General features: G+C 63.2%; 24 protein-coding genes and 1 pseudogene. 20 read left to right on the forward strand and 5 right to left on the reverse strand.

Annotated features, from left to right (window positions below):
* Positions 1 to 37: 37 nt before the first annotated feature.
* The 6 genes from DV532_RS15145 (at position 38) to DV532_RS15170 (ending at position 5,117) form a co-directional block, all read left to right on the forward strand.
* Positions 38 to 955 (forward strand): LysR family transcriptional regulator, encoded by a 918-nt coding sequence (locus DV532_RS15145; protein WP_056802597.1) that lies wholly within the window; start codon positions 38 to 40, stop codon positions 953 to 955.
* 92 nt (positions 956 to 1,047) lie between these two features.
* Positions 1,048 to 1,845: an SDR family NAD(P)-dependent oxidoreductase gene (locus DV532_RS15150; protein ID WP_056802599.1), complete on the forward strand. Its 798-nt coding sequence runs from the start codon at positions 1,048 to 1,050 to the stop codon at positions 1,843 to 1,845.
* A 21-nt stretch (positions 1,846 to 1,866) separates the two neighbouring features.
* A complete protein-coding gene (locus DV532_RS15155) occupies positions 1,867 to 2,274 on the forward strand; it encodes an SRPBCC family protein (RefSeq protein WP_056802601.1) in 408 nt (135 codons plus the stop codon).
* Between the two features lie 171 nt (positions 2,275 to 2,445).
* A complete protein-coding gene (locus DV532_RS15160) occupies positions 2,446 to 3,432 on the forward strand; it encodes a zinc-binding dehydrogenase (RefSeq protein ID WP_056802603.1) in 987 nt (328 codons plus the stop codon).
* A gap of 108 nt (positions 3,433 to 3,540) precedes the next feature.
* Complete coding sequence (locus DV532_RS15165; RefSeq protein WP_056802606.1) at positions 3,541 to 4,083, forward strand: WYL domain-containing protein; 543 nt, start codon at positions 3,541 to 3,543, stop codon at positions 4,081 to 4,083.
* A 98-nt stretch (positions 4,084 to 4,181) separates the two neighbouring features.
* Positions 4,182 to 5,117 (forward strand): cyclase family protein, encoded by a 936-nt coding sequence (locus tag DV532_RS15170; protein ID WP_056802608.1) that lies wholly within the window; start codon positions 4,182 to 4,184, stop codon positions 5,115 to 5,117.
* Between the two features lie 73 nt (positions 5,118 to 5,190).
* Here the strand turns inward: DV532_RS15170 and DV532_RS15175 are convergent, their stop codons facing one another.
* Complete coding sequence (locus DV532_RS15175; protein ID WP_056802610.1) at positions 5,191 to 5,913, reverse strand: hypothetical protein; 723 nt, start codon at positions 5,911 to 5,913, stop codon at positions 5,191 to 5,193.
* 79 nt (positions 5,914 to 5,992) lie between these two features.
* Positions 5,993 to 6,295, reverse strand: coding sequence for a DUF3077 domain-containing protein (locus DV532_RS15180; RefSeq protein WP_056802614.1), 303 nt, complete (start codon positions 6,293 to 6,295; stop codon positions 5,993 to 5,995).
* Positions 6,296 to 6,493: 198 nt separating this feature from the next.
* Here DV532_RS15180 and DV532_RS15185 point away from each other — a divergent pair, with 198 nt between their 5' ends.
* Complete coding sequence (locus DV532_RS15185; RefSeq protein WP_056802618.1) at positions 6,494 to 7,117, forward strand: glutathione S-transferase family protein; 624 nt, start codon at positions 6,494 to 6,496, stop codon at positions 7,115 to 7,117.
* A gap of 76 nt (positions 7,118 to 7,193) precedes the next feature.
* On the opposite strand, the gene DV532_RS15190 is transcribed toward DV532_RS15185, so the two are convergent.
* The gene (locus DV532_RS15190) at positions 7,194 to 8,369 is read right to left on the reverse strand and encodes an MFS transporter (RefSeq protein WP_056802622.1); all 1,176 of its coding nucleotides are present in this window, start codon (positions 8,367 to 8,369) and stop codon (positions 7,194 to 7,196) included.
* Positions 8,370 to 8,464: 95 nt separating this feature from the next.
* On the opposite strand from DV532_RS15190, the gene DV532_RS15195 reads away from it, so the two are divergent.
* The 3 genes from DV532_RS15195 to DV532_RS15205 all read left to right on the forward strand — a co-directional run bounded on the left by DV532_RS15195 (position 8,465) and on the right by DV532_RS15205 (position 10,972).
* Positions 8,465 to 9,373 (forward strand): LysR family transcriptional regulator, encoded by a 909-nt coding sequence (locus DV532_RS15195; protein ID WP_056802624.1) that lies wholly within the window; start codon positions 8,465 to 8,467, stop codon positions 9,371 to 9,373.
* Positions 9,374 to 9,441: 68 nt separating this feature from the next.
* Positions 9,442 to 9,933 carry a DUF1543 domain-containing protein gene (locus DV532_RS15200; RefSeq protein ID WP_056802627.1) on the forward strand — a complete coding sequence of 164 codons (492 nt, stop codon included), beginning with the start codon at positions 9,442 to 9,444 and terminating at the stop codon, positions 9,931 to 9,933.
* Positions 9,934 to 9,994: 61 nt separating this feature from the next.
* Entirely contained in the window at positions 9,995 to 10,972 is a 978-nt protein-coding gene (locus DV532_RS15205) for a D-2-hydroxyacid dehydrogenase family protein (RefSeq protein ID WP_056805304.1), read from the forward strand.
* A gap of 254 nt (positions 10,973 to 11,226) precedes the next feature.
* Here the strand turns inward: DV532_RS15205 and DV532_RS15210 are convergent, their stop codons facing one another.
* Positions 11,227 to 12,105 (reverse strand): YafY family protein, encoded by an 879-nt coding sequence (locus tag DV532_RS15210; protein ID WP_056802630.1) that lies wholly within the window; start codon positions 12,103 to 12,105, stop codon positions 11,227 to 11,229.
* A 276-nt stretch (positions 12,106 to 12,381) separates the two neighbouring features.
* On the opposite strand from DV532_RS15210, the gene DV532_RS15215 reads away from it, so the two are divergent.
* From DV532_RS15215 to DV532_RS30945, 8 genes and pseudogenes are all read left to right on the forward strand, one after another.
* Positions 12,382 to 12,627, forward strand: coding sequence for a hypothetical protein (locus DV532_RS15215; protein WP_056802633.1), 246 nt, complete (start codon positions 12,382 to 12,384; stop codon positions 12,625 to 12,627).
* A gap of 59 nt (positions 12,628 to 12,686) precedes the next feature.
* Positions 12,687 to 13,706, forward strand: a complete 1,020-nt coding sequence (locus tag DV532_RS15220) for a 5'-nucleotidase (protein ID WP_056802636.1) — start codon at positions 12,687 to 12,689, stop codon at positions 13,704 to 13,706.
* A 231-nt stretch (positions 13,707 to 13,937) separates the two neighbouring features.
* A complete protein-coding gene (locus DV532_RS15225) occupies positions 13,938 to 16,091 on the forward strand; it encodes a TonB-dependent receptor (RefSeq protein WP_056802640.1) in 2,154 nt (717 codons plus the stop codon).
* A 44-nt stretch (positions 16,092 to 16,135) separates the two neighbouring features.
* Positions 16,136 to 17,716 (forward strand): FAD-dependent oxidoreductase, encoded by a 1,581-nt coding sequence (locus DV532_RS15230; protein WP_056802643.1) that lies wholly within the window; start codon positions 16,136 to 16,138, stop codon positions 17,714 to 17,716.
* Positions 17,717 to 17,732: 16 nt separating this feature from the next.
* On the forward strand, positions 17,733 to 18,230 hold the full coding sequence (locus DV532_RS15235) for a RidA family protein (protein ID WP_056802647.1): 498 nt from the start codon (positions 17,733 to 17,735) through the stop codon (positions 18,228 to 18,230).
* Between the two features lie 98 nt (positions 18,231 to 18,328).
* The gene (locus DV532_RS15240) at positions 18,329 to 20,761 is read left to right on the forward strand and encodes a TonB-dependent siderophore receptor (protein WP_056802649.1); all 2,433 of its coding nucleotides are present in this window, start codon (positions 18,329 to 18,331) and stop codon (positions 20,759 to 20,761) included.
* A gap of 311 nt (positions 20,762 to 21,072) precedes the next feature.
* The gene (locus DV532_RS15245; RefSeq protein ID WP_306109954.1) at positions 21,073 to 22,476 is read left to right on the forward strand and encodes an MFS transporter; all 1,404 of its coding nucleotides are present in this window, start codon (positions 21,073 to 21,075) and stop codon (positions 22,474 to 22,476) included.
* Between the two features lie 4 nt (positions 22,477 to 22,480).
* Positions 22,481 to 22,756, forward strand: a pseudogene (locus tag DV532_RS30945) (tyrosine/phenylalanine carboxypeptidase domain-containing protein); the annotation flags it as partial.
* Positions 22,757 to 22,797: 41 nt separating this feature from the next.
* Here the strand turns inward: DV532_RS30945 and DV532_RS15255 are convergent.
* Positions 22,798 to 23,991 (reverse strand): ATP-binding protein, encoded by a 1,194-nt coding sequence (locus DV532_RS15255; protein ID WP_056802654.1) that lies wholly within the window; start codon positions 23,989 to 23,991, stop codon positions 22,798 to 22,800.
* Positions 23,992 to 24,227: 236 nt separating this feature from the next.
* Between DV532_RS15255 and DV532_RS15260 the strand changes: the two genes are divergently transcribed.
* The gene (locus DV532_RS15260) at positions 24,228 to 25,505 is read left to right on the forward strand and encodes a bifunctional O-acetylhomoserine aminocarboxypropyltransferase/cysteine synthase (protein WP_056802657.1); all 1,278 of its coding nucleotides are present in this window, start codon (positions 24,228 to 24,230) and stop codon (positions 25,503 to 25,505) included.
* Positions 25,506 to 25,579: 74 nt separating this feature from the next.
* Entirely contained in the window at positions 25,580 to 26,344 is a 765-nt protein-coding gene (locus DV532_RS15265) for a hypothetical protein (protein ID WP_056802660.1), read from the forward strand.
* Positions 26,345 to 26,410: the final 66 nt, after the last annotated feature.

The raw sequence follows: 26,410 nt of genomic DNA on the forward strand, positions 1-26,410 counted from the left end.
AGTCATAATTCGTCACAGTTAAGTCCCTGGAGGTCTCATGCAAGATCTACGTCAGTTGCGCTACTTCGTGGCCGTCGCCGAATGCGAGAACGTCGGCCGAGCCGCCGAGCAGCTGCATATTTCCCAATCGCCACTCAGTAGGCAGATTGCCCAGCTGGAGGACAACCTTGGCCTGGCCCTGTTCGAGCGGCGCAACCAGCGCTTGTACCTGACCCGAGACGGGCGCACCTTCCTGGCCGAGGCACGTGGCCTGCTCAAGCATGCCGACCGCCTGGAATCATTGGGCAAGCGCCTTGGCCGTGGCGAGGAAGGCGGGCTGTGTATCGGTTACGTTAACCACGCCATCCATGCTGGCGTGCTGCCAGGGGCAGTACGGGCTATTCGCGGCGAGCGCCCGAACATTCACATTGCGCTGTACAACATGACCCCCAACGAGCAGTTCGAAGGACTGCGCCAGCGCAGCCTGGACATTGCCTTGGTGTGTGAGCCGCCGCCAGCGAACGACCCAGACCTGCGCGGCCAGCCAGTGCTGGACGACCCGATGCTGCTGGCCATCCCCGCCGCGCATCCGCTTGCCGGCAAGGCCGCACTGACCCCGGCCGACCTGCATGAGCAGGAATGGATCATTACCGGGGGCCAGCCCGAGCAGATGAACAAGCGCGACGATTTCATTGCCCGTTGCGGCGATGCTGGTTTCACCCCACGCCTATCGCTGGAGGCTACCGACCCGCTAAGCGTGCTTGGCCTGGTGTCTGCCGGCCTGGGCCTGGCCATGGTGCAAAGCAGCCTGTCGGCCAGCGCCGGGCCCACCGTGGTACTGCGCCAGTTGGACTGGTTCCAGCCAAGCGTGCAGTTGTGGGCAGCCTGGCACCAGGTCGACTTGCGGCCTATCGTGGGTATTTTCCGCGAGCAGGTGCTGGCATTAGCAGAAGAACGGCTTGATAAGTCCATCTAGGTCTGAACTCAGTCGAATTCCGTCTTTTACAGTCTGAAGATGCTTCACTAGGATGGCTCCCATCGATGCCACTCACCTACAGGAGCCCATCCATGAACATCGACCTCAGCGGACGCACCGCCATCATCAGCGGCTCGACCGGCGGTATTGGCCTGGCCATCGCCCGCGGCCTGGCCCGCGCCAACGCCGACGTGGTCATTGCCGGCCGTAGCCAGAAGTCGGTGGCTGCCGCACTGGCCGAACTGCGCGAGCAAGGCGGCGGTGGGCAGGCGCACGGCGTAGTTGCCGACCTGGGTACCGCCGCCGGTGCCGAAACGCTGTTCGCCGCCCACCCACGGGCTGACATCCTGGTCAACAATTTGGGCATTTACGACGCCGTCGACTTTTTCGACGTAGCCGACAGCGAGTGGGCACGGTTCTACGACACCAACGTGCTGTCCGGTGTGCGCCTGGCCCGCCACTATGCCCCAGGCATGGTCGAGAAAGGCTGGGGGCGGATTTTGTTCATTTCTTCGGAATCGGGCATCGCCATCCCTGCCGACATGATCAACTACGGCGTCACCAAGGCGGCCAACCTGGCAGTGTCCCATGGCCTGGCCAAGCGCCTGGCCGGTACTGGGGTAACCGTCAATGCCGTGCTGCCCGGCCCGACCCTGACCGACGGCGTGGCCGCGCTGGTGGCCGATGCCGCCCAGGCGTCCGGGCGTAGTATCCGCGAAGAAGCCGACAACTTCGTGCGTACTGCACGGCCAAGTTCGATTATCCAACGTGCCGCCGATGTCGACGAAGTCGCCCACCTGGCGGTGTACCTCGCCTCCCCTTACTCCTCCGCCACCACCGGCGCGGCGCTGCGCGTCGACGGCGGTGTGGTCGACAGCCTCGCTATCTGAACTCAATTGGAAACCTGCACCATGGCAACTGCCTACACCTCCCTGAAAACCACGCACAGCCCTGACCATGTCTGGGCCCTGATCGGCGGCTTCGACAGCCTGCCTGACTGGCTGCCGTTCATCCCCGAGAGCCTTGCCAGCGAAGGTGGCCGCGTACGCTCGCTGAAAGACCCGGACGGCAACAGCATCGTCGAGCGCCTGGTGGCCTTCGACGACCTCCAGCGCAGCTACAGCTACACCATCCTGAGCAGCCCGTTTCCGGTGACCGGCTACCTGTCCACCCTGCGGGTCAAGGCCGACGGCCAGGGCAGCCTGGTGGAGTGGTTCGGTGAGTTCACCCCGGTCGGTGTCAGCGATACCGAGGCCGAAGCGCTGTTCAAGGGCATTTATGAAGGTGGCCTGCAAGCCTTGGCGAAAACCTTGGGCTAACGCCAGCCTATGCATGAGTGGGTTTCCCCACTCATGCATAGGTGCCCTGCTTCATCATCAAGACGTTCGCTTTTGCTTACCCATCAAAACACCTTGCCCGTATCGCGCCTGTATCCCCCGCCAAATCCCCGCTAGCTTGCAGCTCACACCCGCCTCGAAAGGACCCGCACCATGCCAACCGACCACAAAGCCTGGGCCTGGACCCCGAACGCCGGCCTCGACGGCCTGCAACTACTGCGTAAACCCTTGCCACAACCTGGCCCAGGTGAAGTGCTGGTGGCCAACCGCGCCATTGCCCTCAACCCGGTAGACTGGAAAATCTGCGAGTGGGGCCACCCAGCCTGGCAGCAGGGCACGGTACCCGGTGTGGATGGCGCCGGGGTGGTGGTCGCCACAGGCCCAGGCGTCGGGCTGCCCGTGGGCAGCCGCGTCGCCTATCACCAATCGCTAGCGCGTGACGGCAGCTTTGCCGAGCACTGCCTGCTCGATGCCAGCCTGGTGATGCGCATCCCCAGCGCACTCAGCGACAGCGCCGCCGCCGCGGTGCCCTGCCCTGCACTCACCGCCTGGCAGGCTCTAGCCAAGGTACCCGATGGCGCCAGCCGCGATGTGCTAGTGATCGGCGCCGGTGGCGCGGTGGGCTTTTACCTTGCACAACTTGCTGCGCAACGTGGCCTGCGCGTCTGGGCCAGCGCCGCCCAGCGCCACCACACCACCCTCAAGGCCCTCGGTGTAAGCGGCGTGTTCGACTACCACCACGCCGGCTGGCAAAGCCAACTGCAAGCCACCCTCGGCGAGCGCCCGGTGCACGCCTTGTTCGACACCGTCAGTGGTGCCCATGCCGGCAACCTTGCCCACCTACTGGGCTACAACGGCCACTTGGTGTGCATCCAGGACCGCCAGGAAAGCGCGCCAACAGTCGCTTTCAGCACAGCTATCTCGTTGCATGAAGTGGCGCTGAACAGTGTCCATGCCCACGGCCTCTTGGCCGACCGCCAAGCCCTGCGCGTGGCCGGTGAGGGGCTGTTGCAAGCGATCGCCGCGGGCAGCCTGATCGCACCACAACGCCGTGAGTTTGCCTTCACGGCATTGCCAGAGGCACTGCGCCAGTTGAAAGAGGGTCGCGGCGCTGGCAAATGGGTGACGCGGCTCGACTAAAAGGGTAAGCGCGAAAACTTGGATCCCATTCTGTGGCAAGGTATGCTGGGCAATAGCTAAAAGCCACTATTGCGGCAGGCTTCGAGCCTGCCTTCAAGGACGAACCCTTTGCCCAGCCACCCTACTCGCCACACCATCGCCCGCCAGTGGCAGCTGCTGAAGCTGCTGCCCAGCCGCCACCCTGGGATGAGTTCCACCCAGTTGCAGGCCGCCCTGACCACCGTGGGCCATACCACCAGCAAACGCACGGTTGAGCGCGACTTGGTCGAACTTGCGGCGCTGTTCCCACTGCAGTGCAACAGCAAAGGCATGCCCTATGGCTGGTACTGGCAACCGGGCTTGAGCCTGGGCGAAGCACAGCAGCTGCAACCAGACGCGCTTACGCCCCCAGAACAGATTGAACTGCGTGCCTGGGTTGATGACGGGCTGGCCCGGCGCCTGCACGCGCAGCCACTGGCCATGGACATGCAGCTGGCAGCGCATCCGAACGGCGGTGCCACGCTGGAGGCCACCGTCGACGACAACCGCGCGCTGATGAGCTGGCTGCTATCCCAGGCGGGTTCGATCCGGGTACAGGCGCCACAAGCACTGCGCCTGGCCCTGCTCGAGCAATTGCGCCAAAGCCTGGCGCTGCACGAAAGCGGTCATTGACCGGCAAGCAAAAGTCATTGTCCCTCGGGCCGCTTTTTCCCCTTGGCGGCACTACGCAAAATCCACTCCTGACCACGCTTTTCCTTCAGGAGTACCCCATGAAACATTTCAAGCCCCTGCTGCTCGCCGTCGCCCTGGCGAGCACTGCCCAGGCCACCCTGGCTGCTGACTGGCAGGCCTCGCCCTACGGCAAGCAAGATGAAATAGGCGCCGCCAACCTGCTCACCCCCGAAGTGGTCAAGCAAGCGGTCAGCCTGGTCAAGACCGGCAAGACCTACCCGCTGGCCGTGCCGGTGAGCAAAGACCTGCCGGCCTTCCGCCACCGCAGCTTCCACCTGTACAACATCCAGCCTGGCGAACAAGCCGGCCAAACCCTGGGCCGCAACAAGTTCAGCTTCAACGATGAGCTGGTCAACGGCTGGACCGGCGTCGGCACCCAGCTCAACGGCATCGGCCACATTGGTATCGACAACGTCTACTACAACGGCAATAAGGCTACCGAGTTCGTCACCGTCGAAGGTGTGACCAAGCTGGGTGTGGAGAAAGTACCGCCCATGGTCACCCGCGGCGTGGTGTTGGACATGACCGCCCATTACGGCAAGGCAATCGTGCCGGGCGGCACCTCGTTCACCGTCAATGACATCAAGGCCGTGCTGAAGAAAGAAGGCATTACCCTGCGCAAAGGTGACGTGGTGCTGTTCAACACCGGCTGGCTGGAACTGATCGGCAAGGACAACCAGCAGTTCCTCGCCACCGAACCGGGCATCGACCTTCCGGCGGCCGAGTGGCTGGCGGACCAGGGCATCGTTGCTTTTGGTGGTGATACCTGGGCGTCGGAGGTATACCCGAACCCGACCGGTGAAGAGTTCCCGGTCAACCAGTTCATGCTGGCCAAGCGCGGTATCTACAACCTGGAGCTGATCGACACCCGCGCGCTGGTGAAGGACAAGGCGTTCGAGTTCCTGTTCGTGCTGGGGCAGCCGCTGTACAAGGGCTCGACCCAGGTGAACATCAACCCTGTAGCCATTCACTGATCGGCTTGATCCTGGGGCGGCTGTGCGCCTCCCCATCCAAGAAGGGTTGACCTGCCAACGTGACAGCCAGGGGTTATGCCAGGCGACGCCGCACCAGGCAGGCATAGCCCAAACCCAGCACACAGGCCAGCAACACACCCAGCACGGCCATCAGCTCGCGGCTGTAGCGGGCCACCCAGGCTGGGAAGCCGATGACCTCGCGGTACACCTGCACGTCCGCCTCACCGTCGGCGTGGCTGATGCTGACCCCGCCTTGGCGGATCTGTGAGTAGTCCGCATCGAAATACACCCACACCTTGCACGTGCCGCCTGGCTCGATGGTGGGGATGTCCACTTGCAGGGTGGAGGCTTCCAGGATGCTGTCGTTGCCAGCCGCATCACGCACCTGCACCAAGCCCTTGGCCGGTAGGCGGATTTTCACCTCACGCACCTGGGCATTACCGCTGTTGCGCAGCTCGATAAGCACACCTGTACGGTGGTCGACCAACCCGGCCTCGAACGGCTTGGCAAACAGCTGGGCATACGGTGCCTGGGCCATTTCGATCAGCCGCTCGACTTGATCCTGGCTCAACGCGCCCTGGCCAATGCTATTGATGCGCCCTTGCAATTGCTCGTACTTGAGCTGCTCGCTGGCCGTGCTGATGCGTTCGCTGAACTGGCTGGGATAGGTAAGGTAGGCATACGTCAGCGATGCCTCCAGGCGCGGGTTGCCCCTGAGCACGCCATAGACGGCCAACAACACCATCAGGCCAATAAGCACGGCTACGAGGAGTTTCCCCACCTTGTCCCAGCTCAATGCGAACTTCCTTATGTCGTTATACAGGCAACTCAAACTGACCAAGGGTGCCAAGTTCGAGACGCCCAGGCAAGCCTGACTAGGACTCGCTCTCACCTGCCTGCGCCTGGCGCAATTGTTGCAACTGGCCATCGATCAGGGCCTTGGCCATGCCTGCCAGGTAATACGTGGCTTGCATCATCACCTTGCGGTCGCCGGGGCGGTCGATGGCCTTGCGGGTGAGCTCGGTAATGCAGCCCATGATGCTCGAGGCTTCCATCAGCGCCGTGCGCATTGGCAGCTGCGTTTTCATTTGCACCAGTTCGGCGCCGCCGTGGCCGAACCGGCCCGCTGCGCGCACGATATTGAGGGGGCTGTTTTCCTGCGGGGTGTCTTTATCCATGGTCCATTCCTCGAGGTTGCGAGTGGGCCGAGACTAGGGGGCTGCCTTCCCCGCCACAACCACCGAGGCGTGCAAAGGCTTACTTTCGGAAATGGACTACAAGAAGAGCACAAAGAGGAGGTTCGGCCACGCGCCTGGCTCTTGACCGGCACCCGGTGGTGACGGACGATCAACCTCCCTCACACAAGGACGACCACCATGCTTCGGATACTGGGCAGAGCCTCTTCCATCAATGTGCGAAAAGTCCTGTGGGCATGCGCCGAGTTCGAGGTGGCGTTCGAGCGCGAAGACTGGGGGGCGGGCTTCCAGCCCACGGACAGCGCCGAATTTCTTGCGCTCAATCCCAACGCCATGATCCCAGTGATCCAGGATGGCGACTTCACCCTGTGGGAATCCAACAGCATCATCCGCTACCTGGCCACGCGTTACGGCGCGACGGCGTTCTACCCCCCCGAGGCGCAGGCGCGGGCGCGGGTCGACCAATGGATCGACTGGCAGGCCTCGGACCTCAACCGGTCATGGAGCTATGCCTTCATGTCGCTGGTCAGGCACTCGCCCGCCCACCAGGACCCGCAAGCGCTCGCCGCCGGTTGCGCGGACTGGGCGCGTTACATGCACATCCTCGACCGCCAGTTGGCCAGCACCGGCGCTTATGTGGCTGGCAGCCAGTTCACCCTGGCCGACATCCCCATCGGCCTGTCGGTCAACCGCTGGTTCGAAACACCCTTCGAGCACCCGCACTTGCCGGCTGTACGGGACTATTACGAGCGGCTGAGCGAACGCCCGGCCTATCACCTGCATGGCCGTAACGGTACGCCGTGATACCGAACAAAGACCGCGTTGTAGCAGCGGCCTTGTGTCACGAAAGGGGCGCAAAGCGCCCCCGGGTCTCAGCCTGTTACACCGCAACCTGATGCGCCGCAGCCAGCACCCGCCCACGCCAGGCAAACAGCAGCACCATCAGCAACCCCGCCGCCGCCATCGCTGCCCCTGCCAGGGAAATCGCCGCATACCCTAGCCCGGCATTGATCACCGCCCCACCCAGCGCCGCGCCAATCGCATTGCCCAGGTTGAACGCACCAATGTTCACCGCTGACGCCAGGTTGGGCGCGTCCTTGGCCGCTTCCATCACGCGCATCTGCAGCGGTGGCACCAAGGCAAAGCTGGCAGCGCCCCAGACCAGAATGGCCAGCGCAGTCGGCAGCGGCCAATCCATTACCAGCGGGAACACCAGCAATACGGCAATCAACAACGCCAACGACACGATCAGTGTGCGGTCGATCGAACGGTCCGCGGCCTTGCCACCCCACACGTTGCCCAAGGTCAGGCCGACCCCGAACAGCACCAGCATGGCCGTGACGAAGGTGGTGGACGCAGCCGCCTCGCTCTGTAGGATCGGCGCGATGTAAGTGAACACGGTGAACATCGCACTGGAACCCACCACGGTCAGCAGTAACGCCGCCAGCACCGGCCAACGGCCCAGCACGCGAATCTCGGCCAGGGCTCCGTCACCCTTGGGCGAAGGCACATTGGGCAATGCGTACCAGAGCGTGGTCATCGCCACCAGGCCAAGCCCGGCGATGCCCCAGAAGGCCGTGCGCCACCCCAGCATTTCACCCAACCAAGTCGCCAGCGGCACCCCGCCAATGGTGGCCAGGGTCAACCCCATGAACATGGCGGCCACCGCCCCGGCACGCTTCTCGGGCGGTACCACGCTGGCCGCAACGATCGAGCCGATGCCAAAGAAGGCGCCGTGGTTAAGCGAGGTGACCACGCGGGCGACCAGCAGGCTGGCGTAGTCGCTGGCCAAAGCCGACATCAGGTTGCCCAGGGTGAAAATGGCCATCAGCCCGATCAACAGGTAACGCCGCGGGATCTTCACCGTGGCCAGGGTCATCAGCGGCGCGCCGATCAGCACGCCAATCGCATAGGCACTGACCAGCAGCCCCGCTGCCGGAATGGAAACGCCAAGGTCGGTGGCGATATTGGGCAACATGCCCATGGGGGCGAACTCGGTGACCCCGATGCCAAAGGCACCGATAGCGAGTGCGACAAGCGGTGGATTGATACGCATGGCATAGCTCCTTATCTATGCCGTGAATGCTACGATCCCTACAAACTTCGCACTAGACTGCATTTTTGCGAACCACCTTTGCTTACGGGGCACAAATGGACTGCAGCGGAAGATCCGGCGAGATGGCGGTATTTGCCCAGGTAGCACAAGAGGGCAGCCTGTCTGCCGCCGCCCGGGCACTGGGCCTGACGCCTTCGGCGGTTAGCCGCATCCTCGCCCGCACCGAACAGCGCCTGGGTACCCGCTTGCTACTGCGCACGACGCGGGCAATCACCCTCACCCCCGAAGGTGAAGCGTACCTACGCGGTGCGCGGCGGGTGCTGGCCGACATGCTCGAAGTGGAAGAGGCCATCACCGACCAGGGCGTGCCACGTGGGCGCTTGCGGGTCAGCGCTGCGCTGGGCCATGGCCGGCTGACCGTGGTGCCGTTGCTGGCCGCGTTCAGCGCGCGCTACCCGCAGGTGCTGGTCGACCTTACCCTCAGTGACGAAGTGGCCGACATTCTCGGCGGCCAAGCCGACGTGGCGCTGCGCTTTGGCCGCCTGCCGGACAGCTCGTTGAGCGCCCGCGCCATTGGCGAAACCGGCCAGGTGGTAGTTGCCTCGCCAGAGTACCTGCAACGCTGCGGTACCCCACTTGAGCCTGAAGACTTGGCGCGGCACAACTGCCTGCGCTTCAACTTCCGCCGCGCCGCGCCGGACTGGCCGTTCTGCCGCGACGGGCAGGCGTTTGCCTTGAAGGTGGCGGGCAATATCGAATGCAGCAGCGGCGAAGCCTTGGCACAGTTGGCCAGGCTCGGCGCCGGCGTGGCGCGCATCGGCACCTTCACAGTGGCCGATGACTTGGCCACTGGGCGGCTGCTGCCGTTGCTTGAGGCTTACAACCCCGGCGACCGCGAGCCGATCCATGCCGTGTTCGTCGGTGGCCCGGCAATGCCGGCGCGGGTGCGGGTGTTCGTGGATTTTCTCGTGGAGCAGCTATCAGGTCTGCCTACCCCCGTGTAGGGGCGCAGCACGCGGTAATCAAACAGTACAATGCTGCACGTTCACATTAGTCATGCAAAGGATCGCCCATGCTTTACGTCGTCATGCTCGGCGGCCGCCACCCCGGCGCCAAAATTGAAGTCCACGATGTGGTGTTCGCCCAGGCCGACACCTTTGAACAGGCCTACCCGCAGCTGCGCCAGGCCTGGTTCGGCAGCCCGCAAGGTTTGCACATCGATTCGTGGCTGGAGGTTCACGGTGTGGACGGCCAGCGCATCGAATTGCGCCCCGACGCCCCTGCCCGGGGTGCCCTGCGCCTGTACTTCATCAACCTCGGCGGCTACGAGCGCGGGGTGTTCGGCGAGGCGCACCGCTACCTGCTGGTTGCTGCCCACAACAAGGCCGAGGCCAAGGCCCTGGGCAAGCAACGCCTGCAGGCGGACTGGCTGAAGCCGCATACCGACGCCTTGCTCGATGTCGACGACTGCCTGGCGATCGACCAGGTGGCCGGGCAGTTCGTGCACCTGGTCGAGGGGTCATATCAACCGGTGGTGGTGCGCAGCGACTACATCCTGATCTGACACGGTGGCCCCCCCTTGGGTTATCTTCAGCCTATCACCGTACCGCCAGGGCCAGGCCACCATGCGCATTGTCATTCCCGACGACTACCAGGACGTGATCCGCACACTCGATTGTTACCGCCGGCTGCGCGGGCACGATGTCAGCGTTTTTCATGAACGAGAACCTGCCACGCTGGGGCAACTGGCGGCACGCTTCGCCGCTGCCGACGCACTGGTGCTTACCCGCGAACGTACACGCATCGATGCCGCCCTGCTCGAACGCCTGCCGAAGCTGAAGCTGATCAGCCAAACCGGCAAAGTCTCCAGCCACCTCGACTTGGCCGCCTGCACCGCGCGCGGCATCGTGGTGACCGAGGGGCGAGGCTCGCCGGTAGCTCCCGCCGAATTGGCCTGGGCGCTGATGTTGAATGCCCGCCGGCAACTGGTGCCGGCCATCGATGCCTGCCGCCAAGGCCAATGGCAGGTCAACCTGGGCCAGGCACTGGCCGGCCAACTGCTGGGCATTTGGGGCTATGGCAAGATTGGCCAGCGGCTGGCGCGCTATGCGCAAGCCTTCGACATGCCGGTGCTGGTATGGGGCAGCGACAGCAGCCGGGCCGCAGCTGAGGCCGATGGCCACCGCGCCGCGGTTTCGCGTGAAGCGTTCTTTGCCGAGGCGGATATCGTTAGCCTGAATTTGCGCCTATCTGAACAAACCCGCCACCGGGTTACCTTTGACGACCTGTCGAGAATGAAGCCCGACGCCCTGCTGGTGAATGTCAGCCGCGCCGAGCTAATTGCCCCAGGGGCGCTGCTGAAGGCGCTGGATGCGGGCCGCCCAGGTTATGCGGCGGTGGACGTGTATGACAATGAACCCGTGCTGGACCCGGGCCATCCACTGCTGCGGCATCCTCGCGTGCTGTGCACGCCGCATTTGGGGTATGTGGAGAAGAACGGGTATGAGCTGTACTTTGGCGATGCCTTCGACAATGCGCTGGCATTTTTCGAGGGCCGGCCAAAAAACGTTGCCAACCCAGAGGCACTGGCCGTTCGGCGTTGATTCACCACGGCACTCAGAACCAGACGCCTGTGCTGCAGTGCCCCCCCCTGCATTCGCCGGCAAACCCGCTCTCATAGAACTGCACATAACTCATTGATTCAGCAGGGACCCTGTGGAAGCGGGCGTGCCCGCGAACACCGGCGTAGCCGGTGCTAGGCACCGCGTTGGATTGTTCGCGGGCACGCCCGCTCCCACAGGGTACGCGAACCGCTTGCGAAATCGGTTCTCTGCGCGACAGCGAAGCCCAAGGCGCCTCAATCCAGGCTCAGCCAAGGCCTCAGCTCGGCCCGGTTCGCCAGCACCAGTTGCTGCGCCTCTGGCCGCGGATCATGTACGTTGGCATGCACCCCAAAGCGCTTCACTACATACTTCACCAACGCCTGTGAACTCCCCACCACCAACTGCCCATCGGTCATGCCGAAGTCCACCTCGATGATCGCCCGCTGCGCCGGGGTCAGGCGCTCATCGGGCTTGAAGACCACGTCGACCGGGGTGTTCCACTCCAGGTCCTGATCGATACCGTTGCCGGTCTCCCCATCATGCAGCTCCGGCACACCACGTAAACGGCTGAGCACGAAGTCCCGGTAGGTGCGGTTCTTCTCGCAATACGCCCGCACATGCCAGCGCATGCCGGTGTACACCAACGTGTGCGGGGCGATGGTGCGCCCTTCCAGCTCGGGGCTGTTGAATGACACGTACTCGATGTCCAGACGCCGCTTTTCGCGGCAGGCCTTGAGCAACGGCCGCAAGATCTCGGGTTTTATCGAGCGGTCCGGCACTTTCAGTACTTCGGTATGGGCATACGCCAGGGCCAGGCCTTCAATATGCGGGGCGCGTTCGTTGTTCTGGTTGAGCAGGTCGAGGTAGGCACTGGCGCTGTCGTCGATGAACAGCGGCTTGAACTGCCGAGTGGGCACGTAGCCCTTGATCTGCTTGTCGTACACCAGGTTTTTCGAGGCGTAGTCGTTGATGTAGGTGTTGATGTCCTTGGATGCCTGCTGACGACTGATACCGAAGCTTTGGATCAGGTGGTTGGTGGTCAGCCGGCCTTCCCACCAAACCACCGTCTCGATCAACCGGTAGCGCAGGGCCAGGTCCCAGCGGGTTTGTTCCATGCGTTGTGTTCGTTTCATGGCGGTTCCTGAAGGGGCTGTGCTGCCTACCCCGGTAAATGACGTGTCACCAAATCGTACGTGTCTAGTCAGACGCAAAGCAAGACAGGCACGGTATGTAAACCAATCAGGCATATGTATCACGCCAAAACGCCTGCACGCCGTTGTTCGTGCATTCGGGGCCCGGCGAACCTGCACCATTCCTTTACCTGTACAAGTCTCCAATATCGACATGTAGTAGAAGACGACATATCGTTTCGCTTACCGGCAATCAGCCACTACTCAAGGAAGCGTCACATGGAAGCCATCGAAATCTCCCTGCTGGTCATCTGCGGCTTCACCCTGCTACTGGTGTGCCTGCTACACGCCCGCCAGGGCGAGATATGGGCCTTGCTGCAAGGCGACCGCGAACGAGAGCGCAGCGCCCGCATTCACCAGCAGGAAAACCGCGAGCTGCACTCTGCCCTGCGCGCCGAACGCGAGCATGTAAGCCAATTGCAGCGCCAGGTTCAGGTGTTGCTCGGGCTGGTCCCGGAGGCCTGAGGGCTTTCGTCACGGCACGCGGGTACACTTGCCTGCAGCACACGCTCAGGAGTTGTTTCATGCCCTACCCCATCGAACAGAAACTGGTCATCGGCGTTGCTTCGAGTGCGCTGTTCGACCTCACCGTCTCGGACGACATCTACAAGACCCAAGGCGTCGAGGCTTACCGCCAGCACCAGCAACAAAAACTTGATGAACCGCTCCCCAAGGGCGTGGCGTTCCCGTTCATTCGCCGCTTCCTGAGCATCAACCAGGCCTTCCCCGACCAGTTGCCGGTGGAGGTGGTGCTGTTGTCGCGCAACTCACCGGAAACCGGCTTGCGGGTGTTTCGTTCGATCAACCACTACCAGCTGGACATCACCCGCGCCGCATTCATGTCGGGCCGCTCGCCCTACGAGTACATCCCGGCGTTCAATGCCTCGCTGTTCCTCAGCGCCAATGAAGAGGATGTACAGAAGGCCATCGATGCCAACTACCCGGCCGGGCGGGTGCTGCCGACGCGCATCTACGATGACGAGATCGACACCGAACTGCGGGTAGCCTTCGACTTTGACGGGGTGATTGCCGATGACGAGGCAGAGCGCGTGTACAAGCGCGACGACAATCTGGACGAGTTTCAGGAGCATGAGCGGGTGCGCAAGGGCATCCCGCATTCACCGGGGCCGTTGGCGGACCTGTACCGCAAGCTTTCGCTGATACGCATGCTGGAGGACCGCAAGTTGGCCGAGGACCCGGGGTACAAGCGCATTTTGCGGATTGCGATCGTGACGGCGCGCAATGCCCCTTCGCATGAGCGGGTGGTGACGACGTTGAAGGACTGGGGCGTGTCGCCGGATGAGTGCTTCTTTTTGGGCGGGATGGAAAAACCCAGAGTGCTGTCGATCTTGAAGCCGCATGTGTTCTTCGATGACCAGCGCAGCCATTTGCAATCGCCGGCGGGGGATTTGCCGATGGTGCATGTGCCGTTTGGGGTGGCAAATGGGGGGCGCTCACTGGCAACTTCCCCGCTTGACGGGCCAAGCCAGGCGCAAGAGCCACTACAGGAGCGGACTCACCCGCGAACAGCTGCCCAACCTTAAAATGCAATTATTAGATTTCAATGCACACATATAATTCATTTTTATAATATTAGCTTAGATTAAACAAGTATTTCAAAAGCGTTTTTCATAGAGATATGTTCTCACCAGACCGACCCCTGACTGGCGGAGGCAAAGGAACCTAATACCTCCTTCAGCCTCGGGTCAGCTACCCGGCTCCGGTATCCAGGTATCCGAAAACCCATTCGTTGCTGGTTATCTGGAAGCTGTAACATGAAGCCCTACCCTGTTCGCAATCACCTGTCCGCCGCCATTGCGCTTGCCGTGTTCGCCCCCGCCAGCTTGGCAGAGCCTGCCGGGGCTACGGGTGACAAGCTGCCAACCGTCACCGTCACGGCCGAACACCGTGAAGAAAACCTGCAGAAAACCCCGCTGGCGATCAGCGCTTTCGACGAGCGCACCCTGCAGGATGCCCAGATCAACAACATCCGCGATCTGTCCGGGCGGGTGCCCAACTTAACCCTGAACCGCCAGTCGATTTCCTACAGCGCGCAAACCTATGGCATCCGCGGCATCGGCGAAACCGACCCGATTCAGGAAGCTGCAGTCGCGGTGTACGCCGACGACCTGTACATCCCGCGGGCGATTTCCTCGATGCTGGACTTCAACGATGTCGAGCGCGTCGAAGTGCTGCGGGGCCCGCAAGGCACCCTGTACGGGCGTAACAGTGCAGCAGGCGCGATACGAGTGATCACCCGCGACCCAACGCAGCAGACCCGTGCTTTTGTCGAGCTGGGTGCCGGCAATTACGACGCCCAGAACGGCCGCCTGCTGGTCAGTGGGCCGTTAGTGGACGACACCTTGTTCGGCAGTTTTTCGGCGATCCGCCTGACCCGCGACGGCAGCGTGTACAACCGCACGCGCCACAAGGACGTGAACAACATCGACCTGCAGTCGTACCGCGGCAAGCTGCGCCTGGCGCCCGTGGATTCGCCGTGGGACGTGCAACTGACCCTGGCGGGCACCTTCGACCGCGGGGATACCACCAGCTATACCCCATTCGACCCAGCCAATGGCCATTTCGACAAGTTCAAGACCTACAGCAGCCTCGACCCCAAGAACAAACTGGACCAGGGCAGCGCGGTGCTGCGGGCGATCTACAACATCGACGACCACTTGAACTTCAAGTCGGTCACGGCGTGGTCGGAATTCGACCAACCGGTGGACTACGACAACTCCGGGCAGGCCAACAGCGGCACGGCTTCACCGATCCAGAACAACCTGATCACCTACAAGCAGCGTTACGCCACCCAGGAATTCCAGCTCAACGGCGACTACGAGCGGTTCAGCTATACGCTGGGCGCGTACCTGTACAAGGAACGCTTCCGTGCCGAGCGCGACAGCCTGACGTTCTCGGTCGCACAAAACCGGGTCAATGCCAGCGGCCAGTACAGCACCACCGATACCGAAAGCTATGCACTGTACGGCCAGAGCAATTACAAGCTCACCCCTCGCCTGTCGCTGACTACAGGCCTGCGCTACACCCACGAGCACAAGCGCTTCGACTACACCAACTACGCCATCACCACCGACCGGGCGATTACCGGCACCAACTTCGCTGCACAAACCAGCGATTCCTGGGCATCGCTCAGCCCCAAGATCGGCCTGGAGTACGCCTGGAGCGACAACCTGGTGCAGTACGGCTACGTGGCCCGTGGCTTCAAGGCCGGCGGTTTCGACAACCGCGCCCCCACCCGCGCCGCCGCCGAGCAAGGCTTTGAACCAGAGAACGTCACTACCTACGAGATGGGCTTCAAGGGCGACTTTGCCGGCGGCCGCCTGCGCAGCAACATCGCGTTGTTCTACAACGACTACGAAGACCTGCAGACCAACGCCTGGGACCCGGCCATCAGCGCCAACCTGCGCACCAACGTCGGCAGCGCCCACACCTATGGCGTGGAACTGGAGAACACCGTGCTGCTGGCACGCGACCTGCGCCTGACTGCCAACCTGGGCTATCTGAAAAGCCAGTACGACGACTTCCAGAACGCCAGCGGGCCAGGGGTCAGCGCCGATGGCAAGCGGATGATCTTCGCGCCGGAATGGAACGCCAGCCTGGGCCTCAACTGGACAGTACCGGCCAACCTCCCGGGCGAGCTGACGGCCAACACCGACTACCAGTACCAGACCCGCTCCTACGCCAACCCGCTGAACGCCGATATCTACGAAGTGCCCGCCCAGGGCTTCTGGAACGCCAACACCAGCTACGCCAGCGCAGACGGCCACTGGACCACCACCCTGTCGGTTAAGAACCTGCTCGACCGCGCCTACCCGCAAAGCATCGCCTACTCGGCTGCCAGCCGCACTGCCTACTACTCGGTCAACGACCCGCGCACCGTGCTGCTGACTGTGCGTTACGAGCTGTAGCGCCGCCCCGAACGGAATCCCCTTACCCAGCAGGAGTACTGACCATGGGCTTGACCCGCAGAGACCTTATTTCCCACCTGATGGCCGCCGGTGGCTACGGCGCCGCCTTGGGCAGCCTGTCGGCGCTGGGCCTGTTGCCCAGTGCTGCCCAAGCCAGCACCTTTGCGCCGCTGGGCCTGCCCGCTACGTCTGGCAACGGCAAGCGCGTACTGGTAGTGGGGGCCGGTATCAGCGGCCTGGTAGCGGCTTATGAATTGCGCAAGGCCGGGTTCGAGGTACGCGTGCTGGAAGCCCGCGACCGCATCGGTGGCCGGGCCTGGACGCTGCGCAACGGCGACGAGGTGGTGCACAACGATGGCAGCCGCCAGCAGGTCAGTTTCAACAGCGGCTACTACTTCAACGCCGGCCCCGCCCGCCTGCCCAGTCACCACCTGACCATTCTGGGCTACTGCCGCGAACTGGGCGTGCCGCTGGAAGTACTGGTCAACAGCAGCCGCAATGCCCTGGCCCAGCCAGACCTGGCACAACCGCCGCTGCTGTTGCGCCAGGCGGTGAACGACACCCGCGGGCACTTGAGCGAACTGCTATCGCGCAGCATCAGCGCCCAGGCACTGGACAAAACGCTGGACACCGGCGACCAGAAGGCCTTGTTGGACTTCCTCAAGGTGTACGGCGACCTGGACGAGCAGCGCCATTACAAGGGCTCGGTACGCGCCGGTTACACCCGCTTTGCCGGGGCCGGCGACCAGACACCAATCCAGCGCCAACCGGTGGCGCTGAAACAACTGCTCAACCCCAACCTCATGCTGCCGCTGGTGTTCGATGAAATTCCCGAGTTCTCGGCCACCATGTTCCAGCCGGTCGGCGGCATGGACCAAATTGCCAAGGCGCTGTACGCCAAGGTGCAGGACAGCGTGCAACTGCACGCCGAAGTGCAGGCGATCCGCACCGGCGATGGCAGCAGCCAGGTAACCTGGCGCGACCGGCGCAGCGGCACGACCCAGGTAGAGACCGCCGACTACGCCATCGTTACCCTGCCCCTGCCACTGCTGGCCCGGCTTGCGCACAACTTCGGCAAGGCCACCCAAGCCGCCATCGCCCAGGCCAAGCCAGACCTGGCCAACAAGGTGGCCTGGCAGGCGCCGCGCTTCTGGGAAAGCGACTACCAGATCTACGGCGGCCTTTCGTATATCAACCACGAAGCGCGGCTGCTGTGGTACCCCAGCGACCACCTGAACAGTGCCGAGGGCATCCTGGTGGGCACCTACAACACCGGCGAGGTGGCTCGCACCTTTGCCGCCCGTTCACTCGATCAGCAACTGGCGTCCTCGCGCCAGGCCGTGGGCTCACTGCACCCCGGCCATGCCGGCAAGCTGCAACGCGGCGTGGCGGTGAACTGGTCCAAGGTGCCGTTCAGCGAAAGCCCGTGGATTGTGCATGACGTACTGGCCGAGCCCGGCTACTCGCACCTCAACCAGCCGCAAGGCCGTACCTGGCTGGCCAGCGACTCACTGGCCCACGGCGGTGTGGGTATCTGGCAGAACAGCGCGGCGGACTCGGCCCGCCGCGTGGTCGGCCAAATCGCCCAACACGCCCTGCATCAGCAACGCGGCGTCGCCGCCTGAACAAGGAAGCTTACCCATGACCAAAACTGCCCTGCTGCTCGGAGCCCTCATGTCTTTGTCCACCCTCACCGCCCAGGCCGACACCCTCAAACGCGTCGACCCGCCGGGCTCCACCTTCCCCATCTCGCAACTGGTTAGCGTACCTGCCGGCGCCGCGCTGACCTTTGTCAGTGGCACCCTACCCGACGTGGCCGACCCCAAGGCGCCAGCACAAACCATCGCCGCCTACGGCGACACTGAAACCCAGGCCCGCTCGGTACTGAAGAAAATCCAGGCTGCGTTGCACGGCCAGGGCCTGACACTGGGTGACGTGGTGCAACTGCGGGTGTTCCTGGTGGGCGACCCTGCCAAGGGGGGCAAGTTGGACTTTGCCGGCCTGCAGGCGGCCTACACCGAATTCTTCGCCACCGCAGACCAACCGAAAAAACCAACCCGCACCGCCCTGCAGGTGGTGGCCCTGCCGCTGCCCGGTGCCCTGGTCGAGATCGAAGCGATCGCCGCCAAAGCCCCCTGATACGCCCAGTACCCCCAACCTATTTCGTTTGCCTGCCGGGTTCGCCCGGCGGACAGGCGCCGTGCGCTCGCTGAATGACAGCCTCATGGAGAGAGAACATGCTCCACGCTTTGAAACTGCCCAGCTCCGCGCTGCTGGCGATGGCCATTGGCACCACCAGCGTCGCCGCCCCTGCCGCCTTCGCCCAAGACACCGCTGCAGGCACCGATTCCGCCCAACTGGGCACCGTGATCGTCACCGGCAACCGTGGCTCGGAGAAACGCACCGTCACCACCAGCCCGGTGCCGATCGACGTGATCAGCGCCAAGCAACTGCAGCAAACCGGCAAGCCTGGCCTGATGGAGGCCCTGAGTGCCACCATACCCTCCTTCACCTTGCCGGAAAAAACTGGCTGGGATGCCAGCGGCATGGCCCGCGCACCCAGCCTGCGGGGCTTGAATGCGGCCCAGGTGCTGGTGCTGGTGAACGGCAAGCGCCGCCACACCAGCGCTACCCTGAACATCAGCGGCATCCAAGCGGGGGCAGCACCAACCGACCTGGATTTGATCCCTATCAGCCTCATTGAGCGCGTCGAGGTGCTACGCGATGGCGCTGCCGCGCAATATGGCTCCGATGCCATCGCCGGGGTGATCAACGTGATCCTCAAGGCGGATGATTCGGGCACATCGGTGACCAACATCGGCCAAGGCTACGATGGCAAAAAGCAGACCGTGCAACACGGCCTGAACAAAGGCTTCGAGGTGGGCGATAGCGGTATCCTGCAACTGGCGCTGGATGCGCGCAGCCAAAACGACGACAACAAGGCCAGCGCTAACGGCTACAGCTATGCCGAAGCGTTGGACAAAGCCGGCAAGGCCACCTACGGCGGCTACGGCACGCCCAAGATCAACCTGCTGACCTTGGGCTACAACGCCGAACTACCGGTGAGTGACGACCTGACCTTGTATTCGTTCACTACCTACTCGCACCGTAAAGCCGAGCAAGGCCAGAACTTCCGCCTGCCGACCATCACCAACACCATCACCACCGGCCCCAACGGTTACCCCGGCGGCTACACGCCCACCTGGTACATCGAAGAAGACGACGTGCAAGGGGCGTTCGGCGCCAGAGGTAATGCCGGGGAATGGGCCTGGGACCTGTCCAGCACCTACGGGCGCAACGAAGCGCAGCAGGGCACCACGCACAACCAGAACCCCTCGTTGGGCGAGGCCACGCCAAACCATTTCGAATCTGGCACCTGGGTCGCCACCCAGTTGACCAGCAACCTGGACCTGCAACGCAGCTTCGACATTGGCCTGGACAAGCCACTGGACCTGTCGTGGGGCCTGGAGCACCGTCGCGACACCTACCAGGTGCGTGACGGCGATTGGGCCTCGTGGGCCAACGGCGGCTATTGCCGAGCGCCTGGAGACTGCGCGGCATCAGGGGCGCAGGTTACCAACGGCATCTCGCCAGACGAAGCAACCAGCACCAGTCGCAACAGCGTGGCCAGCTACATCGATGTGGGCTTCAACCCACTGCCACAGTGGTACCTGGGCAGCGCACTGCGCTACGAGCATTACAACCGCGGCGTTGGCGCCACCCGCAGCGGCAAGTTGACCACCCGCTACGAATTCACCCCCGAGCTGGCCGTGCGCGCCACGGTCAGCAACGGCTTCCGCGCGCCGTCCCTGGCCAACAGCCTGTTCAGCGCACGCTCGACCACCTTCGGCGTGGTCAATGGCGTGTACCAGTCGATTAACTACGGCGTGTTGCCAGTGGACTCGGCGGCAGCCAAGGCGCTGGGTGCCAGCCCACTGAAGCCGGAACGTTCGACCAACTACAGCCTGGGCCTGACCTACCAGCCGGACCCACGCTTGTCGTTTACCGCCGACGCCTACGTGATCAATGTGCGCGACCGCATCACGCTCACCGGCACCCTGCTGGGCGACGAAGTCACCCAGGCGCTGCTGGACAACGGCATCGACTCGACCTCCGGCGGGCGCTACTTTACCAACGGCGCCGACACCCGCACCAAGGGCCTGGACCTGGTCGGCAACTTCGACCAGGACCTGGGCCATTGGGGCCAGGTGAAATGGACCGCCGCCTTCAACTGGAACCAGACGCAGATCCTGAGCTACAAGGAAAGCGTCAACATCCAGGGTAGCGACTACAGCCTGATGGACCGCCAGGCGCGCAACTTCCTCACTGACGTGCAGCCCAACACCAAGCTGATTCTGGGCGCCAACTGGCAACGCGAGCGCTGGTCTACCAACCTGGCCCTGACCCGCTATGGCTCGTGGCGGGAAGTGAACTCGGCCAGCGACCGCAGCCTGGACCGCGAATACAAAGCGCGCTGGATTACCGATATCGACGTGGGGTACCAGTTGACCGAGGACCTGAACCTGGCGGTGGGTGCGCAGAACCTGTTCGACATCTACCCCGAGCGGCAAAACCCCAGCAGCAAGACCATGACCAAGGGCTATGGCGCCTATTCGCCGTATGGGTTTACGGGTGGGTATTACTTTACCCGGTTGACGTACACCTTCTGAGCTGGCGGCGGTGCAGTAAGGACTGCCCCTACGCGCACCGCGGCCCATGGCGCGGTGCGTCGCACCGGTTTCGCCGGTGTTTGCGGGTAAACCCGCCCCTGCACCCAGGGGCCCCACCAAAAAAAGAACATATTATAAGAACATAAATATTATTTATTTTAATTATTAACATAGCGCCGCTGGGTATTTCACAGCCCCAGCGCAAACTCGCTAAGGTGCGCCATCCTAGCTTGGAGCGCTCTCATGCCATACGCCCCATTCCGCCAGCCAAACAACCACGGCCGCGCCCTCTGAACGCGCCAGCAACACAGTTGCCGGCAAACGCACCCGATGCCCCACTGGACCGCAAGGTACCGATGATCATCGGCTGTGCCCTGTTCATGGAGCTGCTCGACGCCACCGCCGTGCTCACCGCCCTGACGCAAATCGCCAACGATTTCGGCGAGGCCAGCGTGCGCATGAACCTGATCGTGTCGTTGTACTTGCTGGCCGCGGCCATCTTCATTCCCATCAGCGGCTGGCTGGCGGAACGTTTCGGCCCGCGGCGGGTGTTCATCACAGCCATTTGCCTGTTCATGCTCTGCTCCTTGGCGTGCGCCCTATCGGCTTCGCTGCTGCAGCTTTCGCTGGCGCGCTTTTGCCAAGGCGCAAGTGGCGCGCTGATGGTGCCGGTGGGGCAGATCATCCTGCTACGAAGCACCAGCAAGGCCAACCTGATGCGTGCCATGGCCTTCCTGACCATGCCTGCATTGCTCGGCCCGGTGTTAGGCCCGCCGCTGGGTGGCCTGCTGGTGACCGCGCTGTCGTGGCACTGGATCTTCCTCATCAACCTGCCCATCGGCCTGCTGGGCATCGTGCTGGTGCTGCGCAACGTTCCCGCCTACGGTGGCCTACCGCAACATAACCTGGACAAAGTCGGCTTCATGCTCAGCAGCGCGGCGCTGGCTAGCTTGATGCTGGCCTTCGAATCGCTGGGCCACGGCCAGCTGCTTGGCGGTTACTGGCCTGCAGCGCTGCTGGCTTCAGGCCTGGTGTTAGGCGCCTTGTACGTGTGCCACGCCCGGCATAGCCCCGCACCGCTGCTGAACCTTTCTCTGCTGCGCATTCACACGTTCGGTATCGTGCTGCTGGGCGGTACCGTGTTCCGTCTGGGCAGTGCCTCGCTGCCTTTCCTGCTGGTGTTGCTGTTCCAGTTGGGCTTTGGTCTGAGCGCCCTGCATGCCGGGCTGCTGACCTTCGCCGGGGGGGCCGGCGCGCTGTTCATCAAGTTCATCTCGGTACGCTTGGTTCGACGCTTCGGTTTTCGCCGCATCCTGGTGTGCAACGCCTTGGTCGGCGCTGGCTGCATGGCCCTGTGCGGTTTGCTGCGGCCAGATACTGGGCTGTTGCTGACACTGCTTCTGCTATTCACGGGCGGCGTGTCCCGCTCGCTGCAGATGAGCACCTTGGGCGCGCTGGGCTACGCCGATGTGAGCCGCGAGCTGGCCGGCCAGGCTAGCACCTTGTCAGCGATGTCGGTACAACTAGGTATGAGCCTGGCGGTGTGTATCGCCGCTCTGCTGCTGGGATGGATACAACGTATCAACGGGCACAGCCTGCCGACCCTTGAAGACATCGGCCTGACCATGGCGGTGGTCAGCCTGCTGAGCGTGCTGTCCGGCCTGATATTCAGCCGCCTGCGGCAGGACTCTGGCCAGGCAGTGGCAAGTGGCTGACGTCCTGCTGCGCCCAGCCCGAGAATGCGCTGTCATCGAACAAATTCGGCAGCGGCTATGCTGTAGCTATGCGACTGCCGGGCGCATGCTGGGGGCGATCGGCACGCCCGCATTCACGGGGTATTCGTCGGCGCTGTACCGCCGTCCCGACTTCTTCTACCCCAGACAACAACTGACCATGTTCGACGCGGCCGGTTTTTTTCTCAAGACCACCGACGCCCTGCTCGGCGGCGAGCAGATCGCGCCGAGCGAGGCGAACATCCCGGCCGTGGATTTCGCCACTGTGGTGTGCCTGGCAACAGGCATGCCCGTACAGCCAAATTACGCCATCCGCCAATCTTCGCCCGGCATGATACGTCGCATGAACTCATCGAAGAGCGGCACCGTGAACGCCGTATCACCGTGGCTCGGGCTATAGATCATCCCTTTATCGATCAAAGCACTGCGCAGCGGTGCGAGTGTGGAAACCTTCCGCTCCAGGCTGGCCGCAATATCTCCAGAACGATGGGGACCTGGCCCCAGATCCGCCATGCCACGCAGGTACCTCTTTTCCGCAAGCGTCAGGCGGTCAAAGCGCACCCGGAAGAAGCTCTCATCCAGTGTGGCAATGGCCTGCTCTGAAGCTATTTCAACATCAGCTCGGGTGATGGGGCTCTGCGTGGCTACATCCCAGGAATGCTTGCCCCATTCCTGCAAAAAGTAGGGGTAGCCCTGTGAATGCGCCAGCACACTTTCCAGCGCCACCTCTGCGAAAGCCACGCCTTCATCTTCTGCAGGCTGCACTAATGCGAACCTTGCGGCCTCAGGCGCAAGCGGGCCGATTTCAGGGAAATCGAACAGCCGCTCTGCATAGGACTTCGCGTTGCCGCAGCGCCCGCGCAATTGAGGCAGGCCAGCCCCCACCAGCGTGACAGGTAACTGGCCTTGGGCACAGCGATGCAAGGCTGTGATCAACGCAGCCAACTGATCTTCGGCAACGTACTGCAACTCGTCGATGAACATTACCAGCGCAGTGTCCGCGCGTTGTGCGGCCTTGCCGGCCTCCTCTAGCAAGGTCGCCAAATCGCCTTCGAGGTCACCGTTATCAGCCAAGCCGGGTTCCGGCTCCAGATCCAGGCCCACTTCTATATCCGCATAGGTAACCTTCAACGACTTTGCAAAACCGGCAAGGGCTCGCAAACCTCGCTGAGCCAGGTCCCGAGCCGCTTCCACCCGGCTCAGGCGAAGCAGCGCCAAGCGCAGTTGAGGTGCCAACAATGCAGGCAGCGAGCGATTTTCCGGCGCCTCCATGCGTATGGCGTGAACACCGTCGGCCTCGGCTTCAATGCGCATTTTTTCGAGCAGCACCGTTTTGCCCACGCCGCGCAAGCCGACCATCAGCACACTCTTCGCCGCTCGGCCCCGGCGAATGCGGGCGATGGCGATGCTGACCTGCTTCAGCAATACGTCGCGACCAGCCAATGCCGGCGGTGGCGCGCCCGCCCCCGGGGAATAGGGATTAGCGATCGGGTCCATGATTTATACCGAGATTAGTAAAGTTATCGAATTTTGATAATTTAGCTAATCTCGATTGATTCAGCAACGCAAAGCCAAGCTCGTCAGCACAGGAAATGACAGCACCTTAGCGGCCCGTTCCATTCGCACATTGGGTGTGCAACGCCGCTTGCCGGCCGCCACCACGATACCCTTGACCCACCCCCGCCCACCGCCGCATGCTCGAACGCTTCCACCCACGCTCAAGGAACGATTGCATGAAGCTGGAAACTCTCGCCATCCACGCGGGCTTTAGCCCCGACCCGACCACCCGGGCGGTGGCCGTACCCATCTACCAGACCACCTCCTTCGCCTTCGACGACACCCAGCATGGTGCCGACCTGTTCGACCTGAAGGTGGCCGGCAACATCTACTCGCGCATCATGAACCCCACCAACGACGTGCTCGAGCAGCGCATGGCTGCCCTGGAAGGTGGGGTCGGCGCGTTGGCGGTGGCTTCGGGCATGGCAGCCATCACTTACGCCATCCAGACCGTCGCCGAGGCCGGCGACAACATCGTGTCAGTGGCCAAGCTGTACGGCGGCACCTACAACCTGCTGGCCCACACCCTGCCACGCATGGGCATCCACACCCGCTTCGCCGCCCATGATGACATTGCCGCCCTCGAAGCGCTGATCGATGCGCGCACCAAGGCGGTGTTCTGCGAGTCCATTGGCAACCCCGCCGGCAATATCGTCGATATCGCCGCACTGGCTGAGGCCGCCCACCGCCACGGTGTGCCGCTGATTGTCGACAACACCGTGGCCACCCCGATATTGTGCCGGCCGTTCGAGCACGGTGCCGATATCGTCGTGCACTCGCTGACCAAGTATATCGGCGGCCACGGCACCAGCATCGGTGGCATCGTCATCGACTCCGGCAAGTTCCCCTGGGCCGACAACAAAGAGCGCTTCGCCCTGCTCAACACCCCCGACCCCTCCTACCACGGCGTCACCTACACCGAAGCCTTCGGCCCCGCCGCCTTCATCGGCCGCTGCCGCGTGGTGCCATTGCGCAACACCGGTGCGGCGCTGTCGCCGTTCAACGCCTTCCTCATTCTGCAAGGCCTGGAAACCCTGGCCCTGCGCATGGAGCGCCACACCGAGAACGCACTCAAGGTCGCCCACTACCTGCAAACCCACGAACAGGTTGCCTGGGTGAAGTACGCGGGGCTGCCCGACCACCCTGAACATGAACTGGCCCAGCGCTACACCGCGGGCAAGCCAGCGTCGATTCTGTCGTTCGGCATTAAGGGCGGCCAAGCGGCCGGCGCGCGCTTCATCGATGCCTTGCAGCTGGTGGTGCGCCTGGTGAACATTGGCGATGCCAAGTCGCTGGCCTGCCACCCCGCCTCCACCACCCACCGCCAGCTCAACGACGAAGAACTGCAGAAGGCTGGCGTGCCACGGGACATGGTACGCCTGTCGATCGGTATCGAGCATAGCGACGACATCCTGGCTGACCTGGCCCAAGCCCTGGACGCCAGCCGCGGTTGATTCACCTGCGCCCCACCCAATGCCGACGGCGGGCGTACTGTCTGCAAACCTCTGCACACCCGGATTGCCCCGCAATGAGCCTGTTTTACCTGAAACTCCTCGTCACCCCCCTGCTGATGTGGGCCATCTCCCTCGCCTCGCGGCGCTGGGGTGGCCTGCTAGGCGGGTTGCTGTCCGGCCTGCCGATCACCTCGGCGCTGGTGATGACCTTCCTGTGCCTGGAACAGGGCACGCCCTTCGCTTTGGGCGCAGTGCCCGGTGCGCTGGGCGGCCTGGCAGCGGTGCAGGCCACCTACACCTTCTACCTGTTGGCCACGCGCAGGCTCGCTATCGGCGCGGCGGTACTGCTGGCGATCTTGTTCTATGGCCTGGCCGCCTATGCGTTTACCCACTGGGGCAGCGTGTACCTGTCGATTGCTGTGGCGCTGGTGTTGATCGGCGTGCTGATACGCGCCAGCGGCCGCGAGCCCAAACCAGACACCCTGGCCCGGCCCCGGCATCGTTATTGGGAAATCCCCCTGCGCATGGTGTCTGCCACCGCCCTGCTGATGGTCACCACCCGCCTGGCCAGCTGGCTGGGGCCGGCAACCAGCGGGATGCTGGCGCCGATTCCGGTGATTGCCTGGCCGCTGGTGGTGTTCGCCCATGTGCAGAGCGGGCGGGCTGGGATGGCGGCGATGGTGCGGGGCAATGCGATCGGGGCTGTAGGCGTGATCGCGTTTTACCTGGTGGTGGCGGGCCTGCTCGAAAACTGCGGCGTCGGCGTTACCATCAGCTTGGCCATGCTCTGCGCTGTGGGGCTGACTGTCGGTTTGGCTACTGCGTTGCGACAGCGCTGATACACCAGCGCTGTGGCAATCTTGGCCGCCATACACCGCGTTGGTTGCTTCGCGGGCAAGCCCGCT

It is taken from the genome of Pseudomonas sp. Leaf58 (assembly GCF_003627215.1).
GTDB lineage: Bacteria > Pseudomonadota > Gammaproteobacteria > Pseudomonadales > Pseudomonadaceae > Aquipseudomonas.

Coding starts and splice junctions, on each gene's coding strand:
- DV532_RS15145 (WP_056802597.1), top strand. CDS start 38: ATGCAAGATCTACGTCAGTTGCGCTACTTCGTGGCCGTCGCCGAATGC.
- DV532_RS15150 (WP_056802599.1), top strand. CDS start 1,048: ATGAACATCGACCTCAGCGGACGCACCGCCATCATCAGCGGCTCGACC.
- DV532_RS15155 (WP_056802601.1), top strand. CDS start 1,867: ATGGCAACTGCCTACACCTCCCTGAAAACCACGCACAGCCCTGACCAT.
- DV532_RS15160 (WP_056802603.1), top strand. CDS start 2,446: ATGCCAACCGACCACAAAGCCTGGGCCTGGACCCCGAACGCCGGCCTC.
- DV532_RS15170 (WP_056802608.1), top strand. CDS start 4,182: ATGAAACATTTCAAGCCCCTGCTGCTCGCCGTCGCCCTGGCGAGCACT.
- DV532_RS15180 (WP_056802614.1), bottom strand. CDS start 6,295: ATGGATAAAGACACCCCGCAGGAAAACAGCCCCCTCAATATCGTGCGC.
- DV532_RS15185 (WP_056802618.1), top strand. CDS start 6,494: ATGCTTCGGATACTGGGCAGAGCCTCTTCCATCAATGTGCGAAAAGTC.
- DV532_RS15190 (WP_056802622.1), bottom strand. CDS start 8,369: ATGCGTATCAATCCACCGCTTGTCGCACTCGCTATCGGTGCCTTTGGC.
- DV532_RS15195 (WP_056802624.1), top strand. CDS start 8,465: ATGGACTGCAGCGGAAGATCCGGCGAGATGGCGGTATTTGCCCAGGTA.
- DV532_RS15200 (WP_056802627.1), top strand. CDS start 9,442: ATGCTTTACGTCGTCATGCTCGGCGGCCGCCACCCCGGCGCCAAAATT.
- DV532_RS15205 (WP_056805304.1), top strand. CDS start 9,995: ATGCGCATTGTCATTCCCGACGACTACCAGGACGTGATCCGCACACTC.
- DV532_RS15210 (WP_056802630.1), bottom strand. CDS start 12,105: ATGAAACGAACACAACGCATGGAACAAACCCGCTGGGACCTGGCCCTG.
- DV532_RS15215 (WP_056802633.1), top strand. CDS start 12,382: ATGGAAGCCATCGAAATCTCCCTGCTGGTCATCTGCGGCTTCACCCTG.
- DV532_RS15220 (WP_056802636.1), top strand. CDS start 12,687: ATGCCCTACCCCATCGAACAGAAACTGGTCATCGGCGTTGCTTCGAGT.
- DV532_RS15225 (WP_056802640.1), top strand. CDS start 13,938: ATGAAGCCCTACCCTGTTCGCAATCACCTGTCCGCCGCCATTGCGCTT.
- DV532_RS15230 (WP_056802643.1), top strand. CDS start 16,136: ATGGGCTTGACCCGCAGAGACCTTATTTCCCACCTGATGGCCGCCGGT.
- DV532_RS15235 (WP_056802647.1), top strand. CDS start 17,733: ATGACCAAAACTGCCCTGCTGCTCGGAGCCCTCATGTCTTTGTCCACC.
- DV532_RS15240 (WP_056802649.1), top strand. CDS start 18,329: ATGCTCCACGCTTTGAAACTGCCCAGCTCCGCGCTGCTGGCGATGGCC.
- DV532_RS15255 (WP_056802654.1), bottom strand. CDS start 23,991: ATGGACCCGATCGCTAATCCCTATTCCCCGGGGGCGGGCGCGCCACCG.
- DV532_RS15260 (WP_056802657.1), top strand. CDS start 24,228: ATGAAGCTGGAAACTCTCGCCATCCACGCGGGCTTTAGCCCCGACCCG.
- DV532_RS15265 (WP_056802660.1), top strand. CDS start 25,580: ATGAGCCTGTTTTACCTGAAACTCCTCGTCACCCCCCTGCTGATGTGG.